Here is a 23,146-nt window from a genome sequence, read left to right as displayed (position 1 = left end):
CTCACTTTCGCTTCTTGAATTTTTGCTTTGCTTTTTTCTTCTTATTCTCTTTCATTATAGTCAAATGGAGGTTTTCCTCAAGAAATTGCAGTACTTTTCCTACTTGAAAAATAATATCTTTCGAATAGGTAATGGCAAATGTTTTCCCAAACGCCTTTCCCCCGACTGTAATGGCCGCAATTAAGCTCGTTAAGCCTATATTGATTCCATATTCAAACGGTGAATGTCTTGCGATGTCAGCGCTCTGAATAAGCTGAATAATCACTAATGCGGTCGCTGTTCCACTAATAATACCCGATATATCCCCAATCACATCATTACAAAAGTTTGAAAAACGGTCAGCATTGCGAATGATTCGAATGGAATACTTAGCGCCGAATATTTTCCTAGCAGCCATTGAGTGGAATGGTGTTTCATCTGCCGCAGTAGCAGCAATTCCGATCATATCAAAAAGTATACCAATTAATACAATGAAAAGTACAACAAGAAGACCAAGTGACCATGGCGCCCCATTCAATATGCCATTTGAAGCAACTGAAAAAATAGCCGCTAACACGAATGTGATAACGGCAATTGTAATACTCCACTTCATTGAGTTTTTTACGATTTCTTTCATTTTATTATTCATTCACCATTCATCGAAATGTAGTGGATGGTCACAAATTGAGTAAAATTTACGGCTTAGGTCCAGTAGGATTTCCCAAACAAGTACCAGCTGTCGCCATACTGACGGTTTCCCTTTAAACCTGTTTTGACAGTGTCACCATCTGTCAGACTGGATTACCACTTAGTCCGCACTCTAATCCTCAACTTGTGTCAATGAGAATAGTCTAGGAGATTTCCTCAACGACCTTTAACCTGATTTCTAGCCTCTTTTGCAAAGCCGATTTCATATGGACGAAAGAGTACAGGTCGATGGCCAACCGAGACTGTTCTCCTATAACCATAATCCCCTCAAACTTCACGCAAGGCAGGCTACGCTGCTAGTGGTGCCTTCACCACATCGCAGGTCTATACTCCACATGTACGCGCATGCATTTGAGCTAGCCGAGTAATGTGAAGCCTCCGCGGTAAAGGGTCAACGCCCACATGCCTTTGTGGATCGCCCTTACACCTTTACTCCCAGCTCCGACCCAAGGCTGGGCGCCCTAAGCCGAAACAAGGAACTTCATCGATGTGCCCTTTAGTGGATTTTTAGGCCCACCTTCAAAATCGGTAGATCGACTAGAATACTACACCATCCATCAATCTGGTGAAATTATAACATAAAAATAGGCGTTTTTCAATGTTAGGAGTTACTCGGATTTAGCGGTTTCCATATGGACCTGCTTTTTGAACGGATTGCTAAAAAACGGACATCACTATCTATTTGACGATGCCTTATATAAAAACAACCGTCGCTGTCTATTAGACGAGCGTTTATAGACTGGATTCATTAATAAACAGCCTTCACCGTCGATTAGACGAGCGCTTATAGACTGGATTCATTAATAAACAGCCTTCGCTGTCGATTAGACGAGCGCTTATAGACTGGATTCATTAATAAACAGCCTTCACCGTCGATTAGACGAGCGTTTATAGACAGGATTCATTAATAAACAGCCTTCACTGTCGATTAGACGAGCGCTTATAGACTGGATTCATTAATAAACAGCCTTCACTGTCGATTAGACGAGCGCTTATAGACTGGATTCATTTAAAAACAGCCTTCGCTGTCTATTAAACGCAGTCTCTAATAGAGCAAATTAAGAAAAGCGCAAGAAGCCCGCTGTAAATGAGGACATTGTCTAAGCTCGAATAGAGGAATAAAGTTTAATTTCGCCATGTCCTGTTGTAACACCTCATTGTGCTAGCGCCTATGCAACTCACGGCGTGCGGCCTCGCGGGAGTTCTTCAGCCATCACAGCAAGCGGCCCGCCTGCTTTGCTATATCCAATCTATGCCAATTGAGCATAAACTTCTCGAATAGGCTTCCCTGAGGATTATGACCTGAGTCGATAGCTTTTAAAGCTAAATACGTATACATAAAGCGATATCTTTTCTATAAAAACAGGCATCATTCAACCCGATTTTCCATCGAGTTTGATGATGCCTATTTCCATATAAAGGTTTGTCTAATTAATGATCACGAGCACCAATCATTGTTGTTATTTCTTCTAGTAATGATGTTTGTAGGTTCGTTTCAATGAGAGCTTGCTTCGCTGCCTCAATATGCATTTCAAGTTGTTGCTTCGCACCTTGTAAAGTTAATACAGATGGGTACGTACTCTTTATATTTCCCGTATCGCTGCCAACTGGCTTGCCTAGTCGTTGTTCGGTCCCTTCAACATCCAATATGTCATCGCTAATTTGAAAAGCAAGTCCTAAATGCTTAGAAAAAGTTTCAAATAAAGCAAGTTGTTTCGGGGTGGCCCCGCCGATCATCGCCCCCGCCATGACGGCATAGGAGAGCAGTTTCCCCGTTTTATGGAGGTGAATATACTCCAAGTCCTCGAGTGCTAAATGTTGATTTTCTCCTTGAATATCTGCCGTTTGTCCGCCAACCATTCCTTCTGGGCCCGCACAAGCAGCAAGTAAAGAGATTAATTTAATTTTCAAATCAGGATTTAAGTTTTTGTCTTCGGCAATTAATTGGAAGCTGTACGTTAATAGTCCATCTCCAGCCAAAATAGCGATCGCTTCCCCGAAAACTTTGTGATTTGTTGGCTTTCCGCGTCTTAAATCATCATCATCCATGCTTGGCAAATCATCATGGACGAGCGAATAAGTATGAATCATTTCCAATGAGGCAGCCGCCGTTAATCCAAGCTCTGGCTTTTTTTCGAATGCAGCGATCGCCGCAAATAATAAAAGCGGTCGTATTCGTTTTCCACCAGCTTCTAATGAATATCGCATCGATTCTTTAAGTATGCTCGGTGCTTTCAGTTCATTAACTGCCGTTATCATTGTCTGGTCAAGTATCGGCTTATACGTGTTGATGAAGCGATCTAATTGATTCATCAAGCCTGGTCCTCCTCACGAAGTTGGAAATCCTCTTCGCCATCATCCGTTAAAACCTTTGTAAGCTGGGCTTCGGCATTTTTTAATTTATCATGACAAAGCTTTGATAGTTCAACACCCTTTTGATAAATAACCAATGCCTCTTCAAGAGGAATATCTCCTTCCTCCAATTTTTGAACAATCGTATCCAGTTGATCCATTGCTTCTTCAAACGTTAATTTATCACTCATTTTGCTCACCTTTTTCAATTTGGTTAATCGTACACGATATCTTACCATCTGTGACGATTAGTTTCATTGTTTCTCCTGGCCGCACCTGATCCACATTTTTTACAATTTTCCCTTCTTGATCATGAGCAATGCTAAAGCCCCTTTGCAATGTGCTCAACGGACTAAGCGCCTCTAAAGTTGCAACTTTGCCGATAAACGCCTGTGATTTATCTTTCAATCGCTTTCGTGCTTCAAGTACGAGTCTACGTTTTGTTTGATTATACCTTTCAACACTTAACCGCAATGTGTTTGCGGGATGATATCTACGCAATGAACGATTCAACTGAATATAGCGCTCCCTACGTTCTTTGAAAATCGTCGTTTGACCTACGTAAAGTCTTTCGGATAATCGATCAAGCCGTTCCCATTTTTGCTCGTATAGTTTCTGAGGATTTCTCATCATATATGATTGGTCAAGGGCTTTAAGCTTGTTTCTTTTCTCTTTCGTTAGCTGACTCATGCTTCTGAATATCCGCATTTTCCGATTCATCAGTCGCTCTAATAACTCTTCAATATGCGGGACCGCTATTTCAGCCGCAGCGGTCGGCGTTGCCGCTCTTACATCAGCAACAAGATCGGCAATCGTGAAATCCGTCTCATGACCAACAGCCGAGACGATCGGAATGCTTGATTCATAAATCGCCCTTGCAACGATTTCTTCGTTAAAAGCCCAAAGCTCCTCAATCGATCCGCCTCCCCGCCCAACGATTAAAACATCGATATCTGCTCGACTATTTGCTTGTTGAATTGCTCTAGCAATTGAGGTTGAGGCTTGCTGTCCTTGCACGAGGGCGGGTATGAGCAAGACTTTTCCAATAGGATAGCGGCGGCGAATCGTTGTAATAATGTCTCGTATGGCTGCACCTGTTGGAGATGTAATGATTCCAATCGTTTGAGGATAAATAGGTAGCATCTTTTTTCGACTAGGATGAAATAAGCCTTCTTTCTCTAGCTTTTCCTTAAGCTGCTCATAAGCGAGGTATAATGCGCCAATTCCGTCTGGCTGCATTTCTTTTACATATATTTGGTATTGCCCAGAAGCTTCATAAACAGAAATGCTTCCTCTCACAAGTACATTCATCCCATTTTCCGGAATAAATTTCATTCCCTTTGCCGAGCTCGCAAACATAACAGCTAACATTCTCGCCTTTTCGTCTTTTAAAGTGAAATACATATGACCACTTGAATGTTGCTTAAAATTGGAAATTTCACCTTTTACAAATACATCTGTTAAGTGAGGATCTGCATCAAACTTTCGTTTTATATATTTCGTCAACGAATGGACGGTTAAATATCGTCTATTTTCCATTTTTCCGCACCCTTTTTTGAACGTCATTTTATCACAAGAAAAGCTGCATCTAAGATGGCAGCTTTTCTTTTTTTATGACTGATACCATGTTTAGCGATTAGTTAGTAATGCTTGGGCTGATTTGACAGTATTGTATAAAAGCATCGTAATCGTCATTGGTCCAACTCCACCTGGAACTGGTGTAATATAGCCCGCTTTTTCTTTCACATCGTCGAAATCAACATCCCCACAAAGCTTGCCATTTTCGTCTCTGTTCATACCAACATCGATGACAACTGCCCCTTCTTTTATCTGGTCAGCTTTTAGCATTTTCGCCTTTCCAACGGCAGCAATGACAATATCCGCTTGTTTCGTAAATGAAGCAAGATCTGGTGTTTTTGAATGACAATACGTAACCGTTGCATTTTCGTTAAGCATCAGTTGACCAGCTGGCTTGCCAACGATATTGCTTCTTCCGATAATGACTGCATGTTTCCCAGTGATTGAAATTTGCTCATGTTTTAACATCTCTAGTACACCAAACGGGGTACAAGGTAAAAATGTATCCTGTCCAGTCATCATTTTTCCAATATTCACTGGATGGAAGCCATCAACATCTTTCTCAGGAGAAATTGTTTCGATTACCTTTTCTTCAGAAATATGTTTTGGCAATGGTAATTGCACTAGAATTCCATGAATATTATCTTGCTCATTCAATTCATGAATTTTTTGCAAAAGGATTTCTTCCTCTACATCTTCTGGCAGCTCAATGAGCAACGATTCCATTCCAATCGCTTTACAGCTTTTTTGCTTGGATGTGACATATGTACGTGATGCAGGATTATTACCGACAAGTATAACCGCTAGCCCAGGCTTAATTCCTGCTTCTGTTAATTTAGCAACTTCAGATTCCAATCCTTTACGAATATGGTCTGAGATTTCTTTTCCATTAATTAATTTTGCTGTCATTTCCATTCTCCTCTTTAGCAATGATTAGCTGCTATTCCCCACTTATCTTTGACAAAATACCATTGATAAATTTTCCGGATTTCTCATCACCAAAAAGTTTGGCAATTTCAATTGCTTCGTTAATGGCAACATTATCTGGTACTTCATCGCTGAACAATAACTCAAACACACCGATTCGTAAAATATTTACATCGACTTTCGCTAAGCGATCAATCGACCAGCGTTCTAGATGCTTGCTAATTTCTTCGTCAATTTCCTTTTTATTGGCTAGTATCCCTTCAACAAGGTTTTGTAAAAACGGATCAGGCTTCGCATCTTCAAGCACATGATTCAGTGCTTCGGCTGGATCCGCGCCACCTAAATCAATTTGATACAATGCTTGCAAAGCCTTTTCACGCGCCACTCTTCTTTTCATCATGTAAAACTCCTTTTAGAGGATGTTCAAAAAATCCGACGACTTTGGAACTTTGTACATTTTATACAAGTAGCTCTTCAAAGCGGTGCCAACTCGCACCTTAGGTCCTACTATTGAACACACAACTTTAATCGCCTAGCAGTTGATTGAAAAAGCCAAAGGATTTCCCTCTGGCCATTTATTTATCCTGCATCATGCGTTGCCACTCAAGTGGCGATTTCAGCATATCCCAATTTATTGAAGTTTGTTTTATTGTTCTTCAAATTCATCGGCTTCATCTTGACGCTGATGTTCAAATGCAACGCCAACGATATGAACATTCACTTCTTCAGCTTCTAATGCAGTCATATTATACAATGTTTGCCGAATATTATCTTGAACTTTTTGAGCAACGTTCGGAATGGAAACGCCGAAATTCATAAGGCAGTAAACATCTACTTTAATTCCTTCATCGGAAAGTTCAACTCGAATCCCTTTTCCATGGTTTTTCTTTCCAAGGCGTTCAACAACCCCTGTTGCGAAATTGCCGCGCATTTGTGCTACACCTTCAACTTCAGAAGCGGCAATACCCGCAATGACTTCAATGACTTCAGGTGCTATTTCAATTTTCCCATGGTGATGCCCTTCTTCTACTGTCATCTCCAACATATTTACGTTTTCTTCCATTTTCCGCACCTCCGCTTATTTTTGATTCATTACATCATAGTTCTCTAAAAACTTCGTATTAAACTCTTTAGAAATAAACGCCTCATGTTCGAGTAAATTCAAATGGAATGGAATCGTCGTTTTAACCCCTTCGATAATAAACTCTTCCAAGGCCCGTTTCATTCTTGCAATCGCTTCTTCCCTCGTCGCTCCGTATGAAATGACTTTAGCGATCATCGAATCATAGTATGGTGGAATCGTGTAACCAGGATAAGCCCCTGAATCTACTCTTACTCCAAAGCCACCTGGCGGTAAATACATTTCGATTTTTCCTGCGGAAGGCATGAAGTTTTTTTCCGGATTCTCAGCATTGATTCGGCATTCAATTGACCAACCGTTAAATTGTACCTCTTCTTGAGTGACAGACAATGTATTGCCTGAAGCAACATGAATCATTTCTTTGATTAAATCGATTCCTGTCACCATCTCTGTGACCGGATGCTCTACCTGAATCCTCGTATTCATTTCCATGAAATAAAATTCACGATTGCGGTAATCGTAAATGAATTCAATCGTACCTGCCCCAGTATAATTAACTGCTTTTGCTGCTTTTACTGCCGCCGCACCCATGATTTCTCGCATCTCTGAATCAATCGCTGGTGAGGGTGTTTCTTCGATCAGTTTTTGCAGCCTTCTTTGAATCGAACAATCTCTTTCTCCAAGATGTATGACATTCCCATGACCATCAGCCATAATTTGAATTTCAACGTGGCGGAAATCTTCAATGTATTTCTCAATGTATACACCTGGATTACCGAAAGCTGTCAATGCTTCCTGTTGTGTAATTGTAATTCCTTTTGCTAGCTCTTCTTCGTTTCTAGCTACGCGGATTCCTTTGCCACCGCCGCCTGCTGTTGCTTTTATAATTACAGGATAACCAATTTCGTCTGCAAGCTCAACTGCTTCATCAATATCTTGAATGATGCCATGTGAGCCAGGAACGATTGGTACTCCTGCCATTTGCATCGTTTCTCTTGCAACATCCTTCGTTCCCATTTTAGATATTGCCTCTGGACTTGGTCCAACAAAAACAATATTACAGTCGCGGCATAGCTCAGCAAAATCAGCATTTTCAGCTAAAAATCCATATCCCGGATGAATCGCATCACAGCCAGTTAATTTCGCAACACTAATGACATTTGCTGTATTTAAATAGCTATCCTTTGATGCTTTTGGTCCAATACAATAAGCTTCATCAGCAAGCTGGACGTGCAACGCTTCTTTATCAGCCTCCGAATAAACGGCAACCGATTCAATATCCATTTCTTTACATGCTCGAATAATTCTAACGGCGATTTCTCCCCTATTAGCGATTAATAGTTTTTTTATCATCTCTTCTACTCCTTATCTAGGCTTTACGAGGAATAATGGTTGGCCATACTCAACAAGCTGACCATCTTTAGCAAGAACTTCAACGATCTCGCCTTCCACTTCCGCTTCGATTTCATTGAATAGTTTCATCGCTTCAACGATACAAACGACCGTGTCTGCTTTCACTTCTGAACCTGAACTTACATATGGAGGGCTATCAGGTGAAGAGGATTGATAAAAAGTTCCAACCATCGGAGAGGTGATTGTATGTAAGTTGGCATTATCCACCCCACTTTGTTCTGCTGCGGCTGGTTGTGCAGCTGGTGCGGCTACTTCTGGTGCGCTTACCGGTTGAACAGGAGCTTGCTGAACAAATGTCGGCTGTGCAGCGATTGGTGCTGAAGTGACTTGCTGTACAGGAGCATGGACGTTTTTCTTTAAGACAATTTTTGCTCCTTCATGCTCATACTTAAATTCTTCGATATCAGATTGATCAATTAATTTTATGATTTCACGTATTTCCTGAATTTTTAACATATTTGACACTCCTTCAAAAATTATGAGTAGATGCTAACATCATATTATAAAACAGGTTCATAATTCAATGCTGAAGGGTAATATTAATAAAAATGACGGATGCACTTGGCACATCCGTCATTTTTCAAATCATTTAATTTGGCTGAAACACAACGGTTGCGACCGTTTGCGTTCCAAATTCTTCGCGAACAATACTTAATATTTTTGCTGCATCCTCACGTGTATGTTCTGTCTTTTTCACGGTCACTTTCACCTGACCTTCATCCGCTCTAACTAATGCATCGCTATATCCGAGTGATTTAATTAAGCTCTCGATTGTACTTTCTTTTGTTTCATACTCAGCTAAGTCCTCCATTTGTTCATACAGCTTATTTTTCTCTTCAGCAGTTAGTTCGGGTGAAGCAACTTGCATTGTTAGATCAGTGCGTTCCTTGCTTCGCTTATCTTGAAGCTCAAGCCGCATTGTTTCAAATGCCTCATCGCCAGCTGCCTCCGTAATGACTTTCATGTCTTTATCATCTGCCGCCGCTTCTTCCTCTTTCGCATCTTTCTTACCAACTGCGGCTAAATCAGTCGTCCCTGGGTCAGATGTAACATAATAAACCGATAATACAACAACGAGACTTAACATCGTTAATAGCCAGACGGTTTGTTTCTTCAATAGCATTTAAGAATCCCCCTTTGATTTTTTAGGAATGACGGCAACTTTATGACTCGGAACATCAAGCAAGCGTGTAACAGCCTCAATAATCCATTTTTTCACTTGGATGTTTTCTGCACCACCAGCAACAATGAGTACGCCCTTAATTTCTGGTTTTCTAATCTCCTTAACGACTGGAGTGTCTTTTTCGCCTTCATTGATGAGGACGAGCTCTTCCTCTTGTGATTGATCTTCAATTTGGCGAGTTCCGCCTTCTTTATCTTCTTCACTCGTCGTTTGATTTCGTAAAATGGTATTTTTCTCAAACACCTTTTGTTCGGTCGATCCGACATGGACGACAACCGACACGTGAGAAACACCAACAATCCCTTCGAGTGCTTCCTTTAGCTGATTTTCATATTGATCCTCTAATTGTTTCATTTCATCATTTTTATTAGAATCTTTCTTTGCAAACGTCTCTACTTCCTCACTCACTGTATTTTGATCGGCCGATACTACTGTTGCTTGCTGATCCGCCGTATCATTTTTCCATATACTTCCGATTAACATAAAGAGGACACCCGCTAGAAGCAAGATAAGCAAATAATAGTTTTTTCCATTTTTATTCCCGGGAGGCATCGAATCTAATTTTTGTTTTAGCCAGTCAAGAGGCCCGTTTTGCTTGCTCATTCGTTACATCAGCCCCTCCCTTCGCGACAATTTCTATAATCGAAATAGGGATTTCCCAATTAGTTGATAAGACGTCGATGATTTCCGTAAAATCTTCTAGCTTTTCTTCTTTTGCCTGTCCATTAATTTGAATATGAACGGGTACAATTTCTCTCGTTCCTCCTTCTCCCCGCTCTACGGTTACTTTCACCTTTTTCAGTTGTTCAGTCGTAATAATTTCTCGATCTTCCGCTTTTATATCGATGTTCGTTATGATTAATCCAAATCTTTCCATCAACTCCTTTTCCACATCCGCTTTCATTAGGACAGCCATTTGCTCTAATGTATATGCATCCAAACTAGCTTGTATTTCTCTTTTTTTATTTTCTAACAAACTTTCCTCATGTTGAAATTGTTGCTCCGCCTCGATAGAGATATTGCGCAACAGTGTTTCAAAGTCGGTCGACATAAGTTTGAATAGCGGGGTAATGATAATTGCAATTAGGACGAGTCCAGTGACAAGCTTTGTATATTTTTTCATTGCAGAATTAGGAAGCAGCATATCAATGACCATCGCGAGCAGTAAAAAGATAATAATGGTAAAGACCCACTCACTAATTGCATTCATTCAAGCTCCCCCCTTATCGAACCATCATCGTTATGTTACTCGAGGCGATCAATAGCGTTAAACTAAGAAAAAACATGAAAGATACAATCGCAAGAGCAGCGAATATATAAAGCATCGTTTTGCTTACTTGGTGTAAGCATTCGATGACGGGTCCATTTCCTAGTGGTTGCAGGAGTGCTGATGCTAATTTATAAATAAACGAAATCACTAAAATTTTAATCGCAGGAAAAGCGGCAATAAGTAAAACGATGGCAGCACCAGCAATCCCAACCGTATTTTTCAGTAGCAAAGAAGCGGCGATCACTGTGTCTGCAGCATCCGTAAACATCCGACCAACAACAGGTACAAAATTACCGGCAACAAATTTGGCTGTCTTAATCGCAACCCCATCTGCCACGGCTGCGGCGGCTCCGCGCACGGAGAGGACACCAAGCAAAACAGTAACAAAAACACCGAGAACACCAATGCTCGCTTTTTGCAGCAATCCTGACAGCTGTGTGACTTTAAATTGACTGCTTAGTGAACTCGTAATATTAAGCAATGTTGAAAGAAATAATAATGGGAGAACGACATTTTTAATGACGATTCCACTCGTATGGATAAGAAATAATAAGATTGGATGAAAAAATGCGGATGAAGCCAACCCGCCTGAAGAAGCAATTAATGCTAAGACGAGCGGAATAAGCGCGAGTATAAATTGACTCATCGTATCGATGGCTCCAATCGCATAATCAGCCGCTACCCTAAAACTATTTAACGCGACAATGATTAACACGATAAAAATAATCGAGTAAGCAACCTTACTTACTGCTCCATTTTCAAACGATGTTTGCAATGATTGTAAAAAGGCACTAAAAATCGTTAAGAGCATAAGCGAGCCAAGCAATTTTGCATTAATCGCAATTTCTTGAAAAGCAAAGGCAATCATTCCCCTAAATAAACCATTCAATGAAAAAGCTTGATCTCCCTTAATAAAATCTAACAATGTCCCCCTTTGACTTTCTGGTAAGTAGCTCCCATATTCCGAGACGATCGCTTCCCAATGCTCCGTTAATTCTTCAAGCCCAAGTTGATCCAATTGCTTATCTAACAACGACGAACTACTGTCTTCACTATTTTCACCCTCGATAGCTTGTACATTTCCAACATGAAAAAAAAGAAAAAAACAAACAAGCAATATGATTCTTTTAGGCATAACGTCCACTCCGATCAAACAGTGCATTATCTTACGGGCATCATTTGGATGATGGTTTCGATCATTGCAGTTAATATTGGTACAGCTAATGCTAAAATTAATATTTTTCCAGCTAACTCCACTTTTGCCGCCATCGCTCCTAGACCTGCATCCTTGCTAATATGTGCAGCAAATTCAGCGATATAGGCGATTCCGATGATTTTTAGAATCGTTTTCACGTACATTACATTGACATTCGCACTTGATGCTAATTGTTCAATTAAGCGAATGATCAATTGGATTTGATCGAGTAAGAAAATGAAAATACCGCTGCCAACAAACAAGACGAGTAAGAACGCAAAATTAGGCTTCTGTTCTTTAATTGCTAAGGCGAGAAACGTTGTGATTAAAGCGATCCCGGCTATTTGTAAAATCGCGATCACGGATCCCTCCCATCACTGGAATAAAAAGACCGATCTTATTTTTTGAAAGAGACCGTCAACGATCGTTACAACTAAAAATAAAATGTAAATAAATCCGAAAAGAGTTACCCATTGCGCATATTCTTTTTTCCCTACTTGATCAAGAATTGTATGGAGAAAAGCAACAACAATTCCGACTCCCGCTATTTTAAATATGACATCTACATCAATCCCCATCACTTTTCCCCCATTCATCCAAAAAGCATAAGTCGACCACTGATCGCCTCATTGCACTCTCGCCATCCACTACATAAGCAATATGATGAAAAGAATTCCTGTTAATAGCCCCAGGCTTTTGGCCATTTTTTCATAGTTTTTTTGTTTATCACGTGCATTTTCTTCTTCTCGTTCAAGATGGGATAATGTGAGCATGATTTGCTTTTGCTCGGTCATCCGATCATGCTTACCGAGGTTCTCTCCAAATTGTTGAAGAATTTCGTATTCACTTTTTTGCAAAGCCGTCTTGGGCCATAATTCACGTAAACTCTGTTCCCAAGCAGATGAAACGGTCGCATTTGCCTCTGTTAACTTTTCTGAAAATGATTGATATTGAAGAGAAATCGGTTCTGACAGCTGTGCTGCAATCCTTCGGGCCGCCTCTCCCAATGGTGCATGGCTGTACATAATTTCTGCCTCTAATGTTTGTAGGGAGCTTCTAAAGTGCCTGAGCTGCTTTGTTCGGTCGCTTAAACGTTTTGAAAAACCAAAACCAGCCCATGTCGTTGCACAAACAATGAAAATCGCACCGATAATTTTCAGCATATGACGAGCCCACCCTTTTTATGAAGCGGAAATCCGCTCCCATCCATGACAGCGCTCATCTTGCCACGTTTGTTTTCACCTGATAATTGTATGACGCGCTCAAACACTTGTTGTTCAATGATTGGTTGCAAAATCGGACGTTTCTTTATTTCTTGAAAATCACGCCCATGCGTCGTCATCACTAAACGAATGCCAGCATTAACCGCTTCTAAAATCGCCTCGCTATCTTCTGGTCGACCAATCTCATCGACGATTAATAGCTCGGGACTCATCGAGCGGATTAACATCATCATCCCTTCTGCTTTCGGACAAGCATCAAGCACATCCACACGTGGTCCAAATTGCAATTGAGGAGTACCATGAACACAGCCGGCGATTTCTGAACGCTCATCAACGATTCCTACTTTTACAGCTGGAATGTTTCGATCATCCATCCCCATCGAAGCAAGCCTTGCAATATCTCTTAATAATGTTGTTTTTCCCGTTTGCGGTGGACCAATAATGATTGTATTTTTCCATCCATGTTCATATAAAAAGGGAAGATAACTTTTAGCAATTCCGATTTTTTCCCGAGCGATGCGAATATTAAATGAGGCAACATGCCTAATTGCTTTCACAGATCCATTTTCCAAAATTACTTTTCCAGCTAAGCCGATGCGATGACCGCCAGCAATCGTTATATATCCTTTTTGCAATTCCTCATCCAAAGTATAAAAAGAATGATTTCCTAATTTACTAATGAACTGGTCCGCATCACTTTTTGTGAAAACATAGGGAAGAAAATGAGGCTGTCCGCCTGCACAAATTTCCACAGGGCGGCTAACTCTTAATCTAATTTCTTCGATTTCCTCCTGTACGTGCAGAGGCAGGCAAACGAGTAACTCCTTTATTTGCCTAGCTAAAAATGGCAGTACCGTCTCCATCTCACTCCTCCTTTCCACAGCTCCCACTACTTCATATGTATTCGGCCAAGCTTAATATATGAAAAATTTTTTAAGGAACAAAGCCGTGCCTAGTCGAGTCTTTTTTGAAGTTGCGCAATTAAGCCTTGAACTGGCGCAATTAATCAAAAAAATACGCAATTAATCAAAAAGGCGCGCAATTCCACCCCGAAGTTGCGCAATTATAGAAAAAAAGAAATAAGGGTGTTCAAAAAGCCAGAGAAATTGACTTTTTAAACACCCTTATTTCTTTTATTCATGTATTATACTTTTAAATAATTATGCTCTTGAAACGTATGAACCCTCTGACGTATTAATGACGAGCTTGTCTCCAACGTTCACAAAAAACGGTACGTTGACAGTTAGACCTGTTTCCATTTTAGCTGGTTTATGTCCGCCTGAAGCTGTGTCACCCTTAATTCCTGGTTCCGTTTCAACCACCTCTAGTTCAACGTTAACAGGAAGCTCAACACCTAATGTTTCTCCTTGATACATCATAATATGAACTTCCATGTTTTCTTTTAAAAACTTCAATTCATATTCGATTTGTGATGCTGGCAATTCGATTTGCTCATATGATGTGTTGTCCATAAATACGTGCATATCACCGCTCGCATACAAATATTGCATTGTTCGATTATCAATTTGCGCTCTTCCAACCTTTTCACCAGCTCGGAATGTTTTTTCTTGGATCGCGCCATTACGTAAGTTTCTTAATTTAGAACGAACAAACGCAGCCCCTTTTCCCGGCTTAACATGTTGGAAATCCATTACCCGCCAAATGCCGCCATCTACCTCAATTGTTAATCCTGTGCGAAAATCATTTACTGAAATCATTCTGTTTCCTCCTCGTTCATTATAAAATAAGCAAATTCTTCGTTGAATGCGTCAATGTTTCATTACCCGTTTCCGTTATGACGATATCATCTTCAATTCTTACTCCGCCGATTCCCGGTAAATAAATTCCCGGTTCGACCGTTACGACCATTCCTTTTTCAAGCTTCACTTTAGAGCGAAAGGACAAGCCAGGGCCTTCATGGACTTCAAGACCGATTCCATGACCGAGCGAATGCCCAAACTGCTTACCAAAGCCTTTTGCAGCAATAATATCGCGTGCTAGCGCATCTGCTTCAATCCCCGTCATTCCGGGCTTAATTTGCTCCATTGCATGCAGCTGTGCCTCCAGTACGACATCATATACTTCTTTTAACTGTGCAGATGGCTCCCCAACCGCAACCGTTCGTGTAATATCAGAAACATATCCTTTATGGAGCGCTCCAAAATCGAGCGTAATCATATCGCCTAGTTCAATGATTTTGTCGGTTGCAACTCCATGCGGCAAAGCAGATCGTACACCAGAAGCCACAATAATATCAAAGGATGATGACGTTGCACCGCATTTTCTCATGAAAAATTCAAGCTCATTGGCAACGTCTAATTCGGTTAACCCTGGTTTAATAAATTCCGTGATATGTTTAAAAGCAGCATCGGCAATATCTGCCGCTTCTTTAATCACACCGATTTCATCATTTGTTTTAATTAACCGCATGTTTTCAATGCAATTTGAAACGGGCACAAGCTCGGCATCAACGGCTTCTTTGTACTCATGCCAGATCGCATATGGCATATGATCCTGTTCGAACCCTAGCTTACGAATTCCTAATTCTTTCACTTTTTCTGCTACTTCTTTAATAAGTGATCCTGAATGCTGGACAATATGAAAGTCTTTAGCCTGTTTTTCAGCCTGCTCCGTATAACGGAAATCGGTAATAAACATCGCTTTATCAGCACTGATAAGAGCTACCCCAGCCGTTCCTGTAAAATTCGTCACATAGCGGCGATTGTATGTGCTTGAAATTAACAAACCGTCAATTTGATAGTGATCGAATTGTTTACGAAGCTTATCTAGTTTCTTCATCCTATCCTCTCCCTCGCAAATAGTCCTTCATTGCAAGTAAACCAAGTTCGTATCCGTAAAAACCAAATCCGGCAATTTGCCCGATGACAACAGGTGCAGTCACAGAATTTTTTCTAAATTCTTCACGTGCATGAATATTAGATATATGTATTTCAATAACTGGTAAATCGATGGCTGCGATTGCATCCCGTAAAGCAATACTATAATGGGTTAAAGCACCGGGATTAATGAGGATCCCACTATAACCATTGTCCATCGCTCCATGAATGTCATCAATCAATGTACCTTCATAATTAGATTGCTTACAATTGATCTCAATTCCATCCATGTTGCCAATTTCGATTAATTTTTCTTCCAATTGCTGCAATGTTTGTGTCCCGTAAATTCCTGGTTCACGTTTACCAAGCATGTTTAAATTAGGGCCATTTAATAAAAGAATTTTCATTATTTCCACACCTTACAATAGGATATTCGCCATGAATATTCTACCATAAACGTGCATGCCAATCCTAACATTAATTAAACTAATCGCTAAATTCCTTTATATGAAGCTGTTCTTCATATTCATACGAGATCGAATAGCCAATAAACGTTCCATACAGTAAATAAAAGCAAATTTCTGTACAAAATGTGATAAAGTCTTTTTTCCAAATCGGCTCTCCTCCAAGGAGGATCGGATAAAACACAAAAAAAACAAGAATGAATGTCACCACTCCATACATCATGCCCCATACGATTGAATTACGCTTCCGTAAAAGAACATAATAAAGTGCGGCCGCCACAATCGATAAAATACCGTATATTAAAAGTGCAACGACAAAACCAATCCATGTTACCTTCCATTTCCCGCTTAGAGCGGCAAAAACAACGGTAGGATGAATGGATGTTAAATGAAAATAATGAGCGAGATAATGAAATCCCGTTCCGAAAACTCCTGCGATAAAACCCGTCAAAATCGTTAAATGTGTAAGTGATATTTGATATGCATCGATCGTTGATTTTCTTTCCATCGTACCCACCTCCAATCATAGTTTGTCCAAGCAACCGAAATTTTCCTCACAAAATTATTAGCACTGGTGAATTTTTCATTTCTTTAGTACACTTAGAATAACTAAAAATTACAATCAATGAAGTTGGTGCTATAATGAAACATTCACAAAAAGGAACGTATGGAGGGCAAGCGGTCGTTGAAGGAGTAATGTTCGGTGGCAAGCATCATATGGTAACGGCGATCCGAAGAAAAGATGATTCAATCGAATATTTTCATATGCCACGTAAACAAAGACCGGCGTTGCAAGCTTTAAAAAAGATCCCTTTCATTCGTGGGATCGTTGCAATAATTGAAGCAAGTGCAACAGGCTCACAACATTTAACCTTTTCAACCGATCGATACGATGTCGATCCGGAAGATGATAAAAAAATTGAAAGCGAAAAAATGTCGAAAACAACATTAATTTTAAGTGTTGCTGCAATCGGTGTCCTTTCCTTTCTATTTTCTAAATTTATTTTTACACTTGTGCCTGTCTTTTTAGCAGCTCTTACAAAGCCTATCTTTCCTGGAGATGTGGCTCAAGTATTAATTGAAGGCTTATTCAAGCTCATTCTACTGCTTGGCTATATTTATTTTATTTCTTTAACCCCAATGGTTAAGCGCGTTTTCCAATATCATGGGGCTGAGCATAAAGTAATTAATGCTTATGAAAATGATTTAGAATTGACAGTGGAAAATGTCCAGTCAGCTTCTAGATTACATTATCGATGTGGAAGCAGCTTTATTTTGTTCACAGTAGTAATCGGAGTTTTTATTTATTTACTTGTTCCAACTGACCCATTAATTGTGCGTATTTTAAACAGACTCGCTCTAATTCCAGTTGTACTAGGTGTTTCTTTTGAAGTTCTTCAATTAACGAATAAACTTCGCCATGTCCCAGTTCTTCGATTTCTCGGCTATCCAGGGCTATGGCTGCAGCTTCTTACAACGAAAGAACCTGACAATAAACAAGTAGAAGTTGCAATTGCCTCGTTTAACGAATTACTAAAAGTGGAAAAAGAAAAAGAAGAAGCAGGAAATAGAGAAATAATTGTCTAATTAGTATATTAGCTGTACTTTTAGGGAAAAATACTCCCGAGGAGGTGGCACTCTTGAATGTACGAAACTGGTTTTTTATTGGGATTCTAGTATTTGCTGCAATTGGGTTAGGTTCATCATTATTTACGAACCCACTCGGACTCATGAAACAAGTAATCTTCATCATTGTGGTCGCAGCTGCTATTTTTGGAGTGTATAGATTTTTGAGTGGAAGAAGACCAGGAGCAGGTGAGTACAGATCATTTGCTAAAGCTGCCAAACAATCGAAAAAACGAATGAAACATAGGCAAACCCCTTCTAAACAAAGTAGCTCAGCTAAAGTAAAACCTTTGCGTAAAAGATCAGCAGCGCATTTAACAGTGATTGAAGGAAAAAAGGGCAAGAAGAAGGATCGTGCGATTTTTTAATACGTCCAAGTCTTCAAAAATTCCGTTGCCCGCACCCGTCCGCTTTCGATGAGAGCGGCTTTTTTTTCGTCTGATAGCGCAAATTCAGCAGTAGACGCTTCACTCGTAGGAATAAAAATGATATTCTTTTCATGTTTTCGAGAAATATATTTAGCATCATGTGCATCTTTCATCGTTTGAAAAAGAGCTTCAAATAATTGGAGCCCATTCCGAATGTTCATTTTCGGTGCTTCCTCAAAATTTTGACTTAGTTTTAATCCGATTACTGGTCTTTTCGGCCGCAGCTTATCTTTTTGAAATAGCCACATCGGAAAATTACTGAGTATTCCTCCATCAACAATAATATCTACTCCTGAAAGTGAACGCATTCTCACTGGTTCAAAAAAATAGGGCAAGCCACAGCTCATCCGAATCGCCTTTGCAACTGGAAAGGTTTCTTTGGGAATTCCATAATCACCCAAATCATCAGGCAAGACAAGCATTCTCCCATTAGTTAAATCAGATGCTATAACACGTAATTTATTTTTCGGCAGATCAGCGAAAGTATAGACTCCTTTATGTGCTAATTGCTTTGCAATCCATTCTTCTAATGCTTCTCCTTTATACAATCCCATCCTCCAAAATAATAATAACCATTTGGAAATCGCAAAAGGCAGAAGTGTTTTTCTTTGATCCATAAACGCTTTTACTCCAAGAGTATTTAACATCGCTTTAATTTCCTCGCTATGATAACCGGACGCAAGAAACGCAGCTACGATGGATCCAGCACTCGTACCCGCAACATCTTTAAAAACAAACCCTTTTTCCTCCAATACTTCAATTGCACCAACTAATGCAAAGCCCCTTACGCCTCCTCCCGAAAATACGGCATCAATGTCCATATTCTCCCTCCCTTAGCAAAGCTTCTTATTAAATGTAAGCACCGTGGGAGTGAATTAGAACAACAAACAAGCCAGTCGTAAAAATACGACTAGCTTGTTTGTTTTACTGCTTATTATAAACCACATTTTAATTGGGCATTACAATTGTCACATGTATTGCAGCCACCGATTTCTTTTACTTGTCCTTTTCGGCAGACTGGGCATGTGTTACCAACTTCCGATCCAATTGTTACACTCGTGGAGCGTACATCTTGAATCGTATCGACTAATACGACTGGTTGTTGAAATTCAAGCTGTTCGCTTGCATCCATTTGATTTTCTTCGGCTTTTAATGTGAGCACTTGTGAATCGCGGCTTCCATCTACGTATACCGTACCGCCTTTTGCTCCACCTTTGTATAGACGCTCATACACTTTCTCAACTTGTTCAACGGAATAGCCTTTTGGCGCGTTAACCGTTTTTGAAATCGAGCTATCAATCCAACGCTGAATGACACATTGTACATCCGCATGTGCTTCAGGTTTAAGTGACATTGCCGTCACAAACCAATGTGGAAGTTGATCCGGATCAGCATTTGGATGATCTTGTAAGTAATCTTCAACAATATCTGCCTTCACTTCAATGAACTTACCGAGACGCCCGCTACGATAGTAGGTGAAAGAGAAATATGGCTCTAAGCCTGTTGAAACGCCAACCATTGTTCCAGTACTTCCCGTCGGAGCAACTGTCAATAAATGAGAGTTTCTGATTCCCGTTTCTAATATCGCTGCACGCACATCTTCTGGCATTTGCTTCATATATCCAGTATTGATGAATGCTTCACGCAATCTGTTTGTTTCTTCCTCCGAGTCTCCGTTTAAGAATGGGAAGCTGCCTTTTTCTTTTGCAAGCTCCACAGACTCACGATAAGCAGTTGTTGCAATAGCTTCAAATACTTGATCAACAAGCTCATTGCCTTCAGGTGATCCATATTCTTTTTCACAATAGATTAATAAGTCAGCTAGACCCATGACTCCTAGGCCAACACGGCGTTCGCCAAGTGCTTGCTTTTTATTATCTTCTAAGAAATATGGCGTTGCGTCGATGACATTATCTTGCATTCTCACGCCAACTTTTACTGTCTGCTCTAGCTTTTCAAAATCAACCGTTTTATTTTTGCGGTCGACCATCTCTGCTAAGTTGACAGCGGCTAGGTTACAGACTGAATATGGCGCGAGTGGTTGTTCCAGTTTTTGTTATCCTAAAGGCTTTTTATCCTTTAGTTCTTACAGTTGATTTCCTGTAAGTTCAGCATACATTTTCACTACAATTTCGTAGTGTTGCGGTCTCGTGGGAGGATTATATTCTCTTTCGAGTTTCACCTTCTAATTAAACAAATCTACGGTTTTTTTCTCATATTTTAAATCTATCTTGTAATGCATACATGGCACCATTTTGACATATGGTGCGACCAACTTCAAAAATTTTATAGAGTTAGGAACATTCATCCAAACTTTGTATTTATCTCTTGACTTATGAAGTCGAGCTTCAATATCCCAAATCTCTTTAAAATAGCCAATGATATTGTTTTGGCTTTCACTGTCAAAACCCTCAGTATGGAGCGTTACATTTCTACTTTTAATAGAACCATTGGGGTTTTTACGATACCCCAGATTTCCATCATCCATGTACCAAATAGCTAATCCTAATGGAGTCAATTGATTGAGTAGGTGTCTGGTTACAATTTTCTTATTTGATATATAAGACTCCTTATATACTTGGGTAACAAGAGGATGAGTACCTAGTTGCCCAACGTGCATGGTATATACCTTGCCTGCATTTCCACTATAGGATCCTTTACCAGTGAATTTTGTCTCTTTGGTTGTCAGCCAATAATTTTTGGTCAAATTCTGTTTAAGAATTTCCATTTTCCATACAAGATAATCATACTGTTTAGGATTATGAGTACATGAGATATTGTAATTTACAGCTTTCTTTCCTTTACGAATATGCCCATCCCCCATAATCATTCCAATGAGAAAACTCTTCTTGTCCGTAGTAGATAATTTCATAAAATCACCTTTTACTTTGCCTTAAAAGGCAAATCTAATTTATTGTTAATTAGTCCTATGCGTTGCCCCTGACTAAAGCTTTACTTTTAGTCTTCGGTTCGGATTAGCATCTCAGCCTTCCCGCTTTATCCCGCAATGTTTAACGTGAGGCGAACTCCACCACACGGATTCGTTGCAACTACTTTTTGACCGTAAGCTTTTGCATTTGTCATATCATTAGCATTATCAATGAAGAAAATCCCCGGCTCTGCCGAATAAGTCGCACAAATGTTAATCAAATTCCAAAGTTCTTTTGCCTTGATTTTTCGGTACGTACGAACCTTATAACCCATCTCATTCCATTCGCGTACATCACCGATATTATGCCATTCTTCATTATAGGCTTTCATTTCTTCTGGACTGTAATTTTCTACATCAGGGAAACGAAGTTCATATTCTTCATCATTTTCAATGGCTGCCATAAATTCTTTCGTGAGGCAGACAGAAATATTTGCACCAGTTAGAAACTCCGGATTATGAACTGAGTATGTACCGCCTTCAGTCAATTTTTCCTCAGCCTCACGGAAAATTCTTTCATCAAATCCACCAAGGCCTGGCATGTTGCGATAATTAAGAATCCCTTGGTACATCGCTTCTTCCGTGTCCGTTAACGGCGTAAATTTCAACTTATCCTTCGCATGCTTTTTAATCACTGGATCTGAAGTTGTTTCGATTAAAAACTTTAAAATTCTTGGATTTTGCATTTTCGAAATAATGAATTCAACAATGTCTGGATGCCAGTCCGATAGCATAATCATCTGAGCTCCGCGTCTTGAACCACCCTGTTCGACAAGATGCGTCAGCTTCGCGATATCATCTAACCATGATACCGAACCAGATGATTTACCGTTTACTCCACGTGCAAGTGTGTTGCGCGGTCTTAATGTCGAACCATTCGTCCCTACGCCACCACCGCGGCTCATGATTTCCATTACTTGTTTACGATGCTCGGAAATTCCTTCGCGTGAATCAGCAACAAAAGGCATAACGTAACAGTTAAAGAACGTAACTTCCGTCTCTGAACCCGCTCCATATAGCACGCGCCCCGCTGGAATAAAATTAAGGCTAGCCAGCTCTTTATAAAACTTCTCAAACCATTCCTGTCTTTTTTCTTCCGTTTTTTCAACCGCAGCTAAGCCGGTCGCATTTCGCTTGGCAATTTGCTCATAATAGATTTCCAACGGTTTTTCAATTATATCAATTGGACGGACAATGATTCCCGTTTCTCTTTCCTCTTGACTATCAAGCGCATTGCGGAATTCTTCCTCTACAATGACCGTTGCCGTATTTTCTTCCCAATCGATCGATTGAACGAAACCAAGTCCGCGAGCTGGAAACTTCGGATCTTCTTTAATGGTTAATACGACAAAATCCCCATCAGATAATGTGATTTTCTCCGTATCCTTATAAGCATAACGGTCAATCATGACAAGGCGTGATACCCCTTTATGCGTAATCTTCATGTCAGGTGTAATTGGATGGACCTGTTTAAACAATTGAATGTCTTTATTCAGTTTTTCTACATCTAGATTCATTTCTTTCAGATAAACTGTAGACACAACATCAACTCCTCTACAATATTAACTTAACTAAACTTACCATATACACAACCTAAAAATCAATCATTAAACACAAGATATTGTATTAATCCAAAGAAACACAACACTACATATAGTTAAACAGCCAAGGATAAATAAATTTGTCAAGTTTAAAAATTGGAGGGATTGAAAGGAATCCAGTCATTTTATAAGAAAAAACCGCTTTAATCCCGTTATTTCGACATGTTTTACAGTTGCATATTTAAATATCGCTTTAACATTAGGTGGCATAAAGGTCTCTTCATTTTTTATTTAACAAAAATTTTTTTTGCCATGAATATGTCGAAAAAAACGAGAAACAAGCAAAATAGTTTTGATTCATGGCGATAAGATGAATATAATAGGAATAGTGTCATTTAGTAGAAGGGGGAAG

General features: G+C 39.8%; 25 protein-coding genes and 2 pseudogenes. 2 read left to right on the top strand and 25 right to left on the bottom strand.

Features of this window, described 5'->3' with window-relative positions; translation table 11 throughout:
* Position 1: 1 nt before the first annotated feature.
* The 21 genes from KHA95_RS16420 to KHA95_RS16320 form a co-directional block, all read right to left on the bottom strand.
* Positions 2 to 628 carry a hypothetical protein gene (locus tag KHA95_RS16420; protein WP_249317017.1) on the bottom strand — a complete coding sequence of 209 codons (627 nt, stop codon included), beginning with the start codon at positions 626 to 628 and terminating at the stop codon, positions 2 to 4.
* Between the two features lie 1,490 nt (positions 629 to 2,118).
* On the bottom strand, positions 2,119 to 3,000 hold the full coding sequence (locus KHA95_RS16415; RefSeq protein ID WP_213138993.1) for a polyprenyl synthetase family protein: 882 nt from the start codon (positions 2,998 to 3,000) through the stop codon (positions 2,119 to 2,121).
* Positions 3,000 to 3,230 (bottom strand): exodeoxyribonuclease VII small subunit, encoded by a 231-nt coding sequence (gene xseB, locus KHA95_RS16410; protein WP_213138639.1) that lies wholly within the window; start codon positions 3,228 to 3,230, stop codon positions 3,000 to 3,002. Before xseB ends, KHA95_RS16415 begins: the two co-directional genes overlap by 1 nt.
* Entirely contained in the window at positions 3,223 to 4,578 is a 1,356-nt protein-coding gene (xseA, locus tag KHA95_RS16405; RefSeq protein WP_213138638.1) for an exodeoxyribonuclease VII large subunit, read from the bottom strand. Before xseA ends, xseB begins: the two co-directional genes overlap by 8 nt.
* Positions 4,579 to 4,668: 90 nt before the next feature.
* The gene (gene folD, locus KHA95_RS16400) at positions 4,669 to 5,526 is read right to left on the bottom strand and encodes a bifunctional methylenetetrahydrofolate dehydrogenase/methenyltetrahydrofolate cyclohydrolase FolD (RefSeq protein ID WP_213138637.1); all 858 of its coding nucleotides are present in this window, start codon (positions 5,524 to 5,526) and stop codon (positions 4,669 to 4,671) included.
* A 31-nt stretch (positions 5,527 to 5,557) separates the two neighbouring features.
* Positions 5,558 to 5,941, bottom strand: coding sequence for a transcription antitermination factor NusB (gene nusB, locus KHA95_RS16395; RefSeq protein WP_213138636.1), 384 nt, complete (start codon positions 5,939 to 5,941; stop codon positions 5,558 to 5,560).
* A 249-nt stretch (positions 5,942 to 6,190) separates the two neighbouring features.
* Positions 6,191 to 6,607: an Asp23/Gls24 family envelope stress response protein gene (locus KHA95_RS16390; protein ID WP_213138635.1), complete on the bottom strand. Its 417-nt coding sequence runs from the start codon at positions 6,605 to 6,607 to the stop codon at positions 6,191 to 6,193.
* A 15-nt stretch (positions 6,608 to 6,622) separates the two neighbouring features.
* Positions 6,623 to 7,978, bottom strand: a complete 1,356-nt coding sequence (gene accC / locus KHA95_RS16385) for an acetyl-CoA carboxylase biotin carboxylase subunit (RefSeq protein ID WP_213138634.1) — start codon at positions 7,976 to 7,978, stop codon at positions 6,623 to 6,625.
* 12 nt (positions 7,979 to 7,990) lie between these two features.
* Positions 7,991 to 8,494, bottom strand: coding sequence for an acetyl-CoA carboxylase biotin carboxyl carrier protein (gene accB, locus KHA95_RS16380; protein WP_213138633.1), 504 nt, complete (start codon positions 8,492 to 8,494; stop codon positions 7,991 to 7,993).
* Between the two features lie 133 nt (positions 8,495 to 8,627).
* Complete coding sequence (locus tag KHA95_RS16375; protein WP_213138632.1) at positions 8,628 to 9,161, bottom strand: SpoIIIAH-like family protein; 534 nt, start codon at positions 9,159 to 9,161, stop codon at positions 8,628 to 8,630.
* Positions 9,162 to 9,824, bottom strand: coding sequence for a stage III sporulation protein AG (gene spoIIIAG, locus KHA95_RS16370; RefSeq protein ID WP_213138631.1), 663 nt, complete (start codon positions 9,822 to 9,824; stop codon positions 9,162 to 9,164).
* Positions 9,799 to 10,431, bottom strand: coding sequence for a stage III sporulation protein AF (spoIIIAF, locus tag KHA95_RS16365; RefSeq protein WP_213138630.1), 633 nt, complete (start codon positions 10,429 to 10,431; stop codon positions 9,799 to 9,801). Before spoIIIAF ends, spoIIIAG begins: the two co-directional genes overlap by 26 nt.
* Before the next feature lie 13 nt (positions 10,432 to 10,444).
* Complete coding sequence (gene spoIIIAE / locus KHA95_RS16360) at positions 10,445 to 11,626, bottom strand: stage III sporulation protein AE (protein ID WP_213138629.1); 1,182 nt, start codon at positions 11,624 to 11,626, stop codon at positions 10,445 to 10,447.
* A 26-nt stretch (positions 11,627 to 11,652) separates the two neighbouring features.
* The gene (gene spoIIIAD, locus KHA95_RS16355; protein WP_213138992.1) at positions 11,653 to 12,039 is read right to left on the bottom strand and encodes a stage III sporulation protein AD; all 387 of its coding nucleotides are present in this window, start codon (positions 12,037 to 12,039) and stop codon (positions 11,653 to 11,655) included.
* Positions 12,040 to 12,060: 21 nt separating this feature from the next.
* Positions 12,061 to 12,264, bottom strand: a complete 204-nt coding sequence (gene spoIIIAC / locus KHA95_RS16350; RefSeq protein WP_213138628.1) for a stage III sporulation protein AC — start codon at positions 12,262 to 12,264, stop codon at positions 12,061 to 12,063.
* 69 nt (positions 12,265 to 12,333) lie between these two features.
* Entirely contained in the window at positions 12,334 to 12,849 is a 516-nt protein-coding gene (gene spoIIIAB, locus KHA95_RS16345; protein WP_213138627.1) for a stage III sporulation protein SpoIIIAB, read from the bottom strand.
* Positions 12,843 to 13,772: a stage III sporulation protein AA gene (spoIIIAA, locus tag KHA95_RS16340; protein WP_213138626.1), complete on the bottom strand. Its 930-nt coding sequence runs from the start codon at positions 13,770 to 13,772 to the stop codon at positions 12,843 to 12,845. The genes spoIIIAB and spoIIIAA overlap by 7 nt, the downstream gene beginning before the upstream one ends.
* A 297-nt stretch (positions 13,773 to 14,069) precedes the next feature.
* Positions 14,070 to 14,627, bottom strand: a complete 558-nt coding sequence (gene efp / locus KHA95_RS16335) for an elongation factor P (protein WP_213138625.1) — start codon at positions 14,625 to 14,627, stop codon at positions 14,070 to 14,072.
* A gap of 19 nt (positions 14,628 to 14,646) precedes the next feature.
* A complete protein-coding gene (locus tag KHA95_RS16330; RefSeq protein ID WP_213138624.1) occupies positions 14,647 to 15,708 on the bottom strand; it encodes a M24 family metallopeptidase in 1,062 nt (353 codons plus the stop codon).
* A 1-nt stretch (position 15,709) separates the two neighbouring features.
* Positions 15,710 to 16,156, bottom strand: a complete 447-nt coding sequence (aroQ, locus tag KHA95_RS16325; protein ID WP_213138991.1) for a type II 3-dehydroquinate dehydratase — start codon at positions 16,154 to 16,156, stop codon at positions 15,710 to 15,712.
* A 76-nt stretch (positions 16,157 to 16,232) separates the two neighbouring features.
* Positions 16,233 to 16,718 carry a YqhR family membrane protein gene (locus KHA95_RS16320; RefSeq protein WP_213138623.1) on the bottom strand — a complete coding sequence of 162 codons (486 nt, stop codon included), beginning with the start codon at positions 16,716 to 16,718 and terminating at the stop codon, positions 16,233 to 16,235.
* A 134-nt stretch (positions 16,719 to 16,852) separates the two neighbouring features.
* Here KHA95_RS16320 and KHA95_RS16315 point away from each other — a divergent pair, with 134 nt between their 5' ends.
* Together KHA95_RS16315 and KHA95_RS16310 are read left to right on the top strand one after the other, a co-directional pair.
* Entirely contained in the window at positions 16,853 to 17,797 is a 945-nt protein-coding gene (locus KHA95_RS16315; RefSeq protein ID WP_213138622.1) for a DUF1385 domain-containing protein, read from the top strand.
* Between the two features lie 53 nt (positions 17,798 to 17,850).
* A complete protein-coding gene (locus KHA95_RS16310; protein WP_213138621.1) occupies positions 17,851 to 18,204 on the top strand; it encodes an SA1362 family protein in 354 nt (117 codons plus the stop codon).
* Here the strand turns inward: KHA95_RS16310 and KHA95_RS16305 are convergent.
* The 4 genes and pseudogenes from KHA95_RS16305 to KHA95_RS16290 all read right to left on the bottom strand — a co-directional run.
* Positions 18,201 to 19,085, bottom strand: coding sequence for a patatin-like phospholipase family protein (locus tag KHA95_RS16305; RefSeq protein ID WP_213138620.1), 885 nt, complete (start codon positions 19,083 to 19,085; stop codon positions 18,201 to 18,203). The genes KHA95_RS16310 and KHA95_RS16305 overlap by 4 nt on opposite strands.
* 113 nt (positions 19,086 to 19,198) lie before the next feature.
* Positions 19,199 to 20,311, bottom strand: a pseudogene (locus KHA95_RS16300) (vitamin B12-dependent ribonucleotide reductase); the annotation flags it as partial.
* A gap of 138 nt (positions 20,312 to 20,449) precedes the next feature.
* Positions 20,450 to 21,136, bottom strand: a complete 687-nt coding sequence (locus KHA95_RS16295) for a hypothetical protein (protein ID WP_213138619.1) — start codon at positions 21,134 to 21,136, stop codon at positions 20,450 to 20,452.
* A gap of 158 nt (positions 21,137 to 21,294) precedes the next feature.
* Positions 21,295 to 22,734, bottom strand: a pseudogene (locus KHA95_RS16290) (vitamin B12-dependent ribonucleotide reductase); the annotation flags it as partial.
* Positions 22,735 to 23,146 lie beyond the last annotated feature (412 nt).

The organism is Bacillus sp. FJAT-50079, from assembly GCF_018343515.1.
Lineage (GTDB): Bacteria > Bacillota > Bacilli > Bacillales > Bacillaceae_C > Lederbergia.
This window is presented reverse-complemented; position numbering and strand designations above follow the sequence as displayed.

What these genes read in the sequence shown, in the direction of transcription:
- spoIIIAE (WP_213138629.1), bottom strand. Translation starts at nt 11,626, where the DNA reads ATGCCTAAAAGAATCATATTGCTTGTTTGTTTTTTTCTTTTTTTTCAT.
- KHA95_RS16305 (WP_213138620.1), bottom strand. Translation starts at nt 19,085, where the DNA reads ATGGACATTGATGCCGTATTTTCGGGAGGAGGCGTAAGGGGCTTTGCA.
- accB (WP_213138633.1), bottom strand. Translation starts at nt 8,494, where the DNA reads ATGTTAAAAATTCAGGAAATACGTGAAATCATAAAATTAATTGATCAA.
- KHA95_RS16315 (WP_213138622.1), top strand. Translation starts at nt 16,853, where the DNA reads ATGAAACATTCACAAAAAGGAACGTATGGAGGGCAAGCGGTCGTTGAA.
- xseB (WP_213138639.1), bottom strand. Translation starts at nt 3,230, where the DNA reads ATGAGTGATAAATTAACGTTTGAAGAAGCAATGGATCAACTGGATACG.
- KHA95_RS16295 (WP_213138619.1), bottom strand. Translation starts at nt 21,136, where the DNA reads ATGAAATTATCTACTACGGACAAGAAGAGTTTTCTCATTGGAATGATT.
- spoIIIAA (WP_213138626.1), bottom strand. Translation starts at nt 13,772, where the DNA reads ATGGAGACGGTACTGCCATTTTTAGCTAGGCAAATAAAGGAGTTACTC.
- spoIIIAC (WP_213138628.1), bottom strand. Translation starts at nt 12,264, where the DNA reads ATGGGGATTGATGTAGATGTCATATTTAAAATAGCGGGAGTCGGAATT.
- KHA95_RS16415 (WP_213138993.1), bottom strand. Translation starts at nt 3,000, where the DNA reads ATGAATCAATTAGATCGCTTCATCAACACGTATAAGCCGATACTTGAC.
- folD (WP_213138637.1), bottom strand. Translation starts at nt 5,526, where the DNA reads ATGACAGCAAAATTAATTAATGGAAAAGAAATCTCAGACCATATTCGT.
- spoIIIAB (WP_213138627.1), bottom strand. Translation starts at nt 12,849, where the DNA reads ATGCTGAAAATTATCGGTGCGATTTTCATTGTTTGTGCAACGACATGG.
- xseA (WP_213138638.1), bottom strand. Translation starts at nt 4,578, where the DNA reads ATGGAAAATAGACGATATTTAACCGTCCATTCGTTGACGAAATATATA.
- accC (WP_213138634.1), bottom strand. Translation starts at nt 7,978, where the DNA reads ATGATAAAAAAACTATTAATCGCTAATAGGGGAGAAATCGCCGTTAGA.
- spoIIIAG (WP_213138631.1), bottom strand. Translation starts at nt 9,824, where the DNA reads ATGAGCAAGCAAAACGGGCCTCTTGACTGGCTAAAACAAAAATTAGAT.
- KHA95_RS16420 (WP_249317017.1), bottom strand. Translation starts at nt 628, where the DNA reads ATGAATAATAAAATGAAAGAAATCGTAAAAAACTCAATGAAGTGGAGT.
- KHA95_RS16320 (WP_213138623.1), bottom strand. Translation starts at nt 16,718, where the DNA reads ATGGAAAGAAAATCAACGATCGATGCATATCAAATATCACTTACACAT.
- KHA95_RS16375 (WP_213138632.1), bottom strand. Translation starts at nt 9,161, where the DNA reads ATGCTATTGAAGAAACAAACCGTCTGGCTATTAACGATGTTAAGTCTC.
- KHA95_RS16330 (WP_213138624.1), bottom strand. Translation starts at nt 15,708, where the DNA reads ATGAAGAAACTAGATAAGCTTCGTAAACAATTCGATCACTATCAAATT.
- efp (WP_213138625.1), bottom strand. Translation starts at nt 14,627, where the DNA reads ATGATTTCAGTAAATGATTTTCGCACAGGATTAACAATTGAGGTAGAT.
- nusB (WP_213138636.1), bottom strand. Translation starts at nt 5,941, where the DNA reads ATGAAAAGAAGAGTGGCGCGTGAAAAGGCTTTGCAAGCATTGTATCAA.
- KHA95_RS16390 (WP_213138635.1), bottom strand. Translation starts at nt 6,607, where the DNA reads ATGGAAGAAAACGTAAATATGTTGGAGATGACAGTAGAAGAAGGGCAT.
- spoIIIAF (WP_213138630.1), bottom strand. Translation starts at nt 10,431, where the DNA reads ATGAATGCAATTAGTGAGTGGGTCTTTACCATTATTATCTTTTTACTG.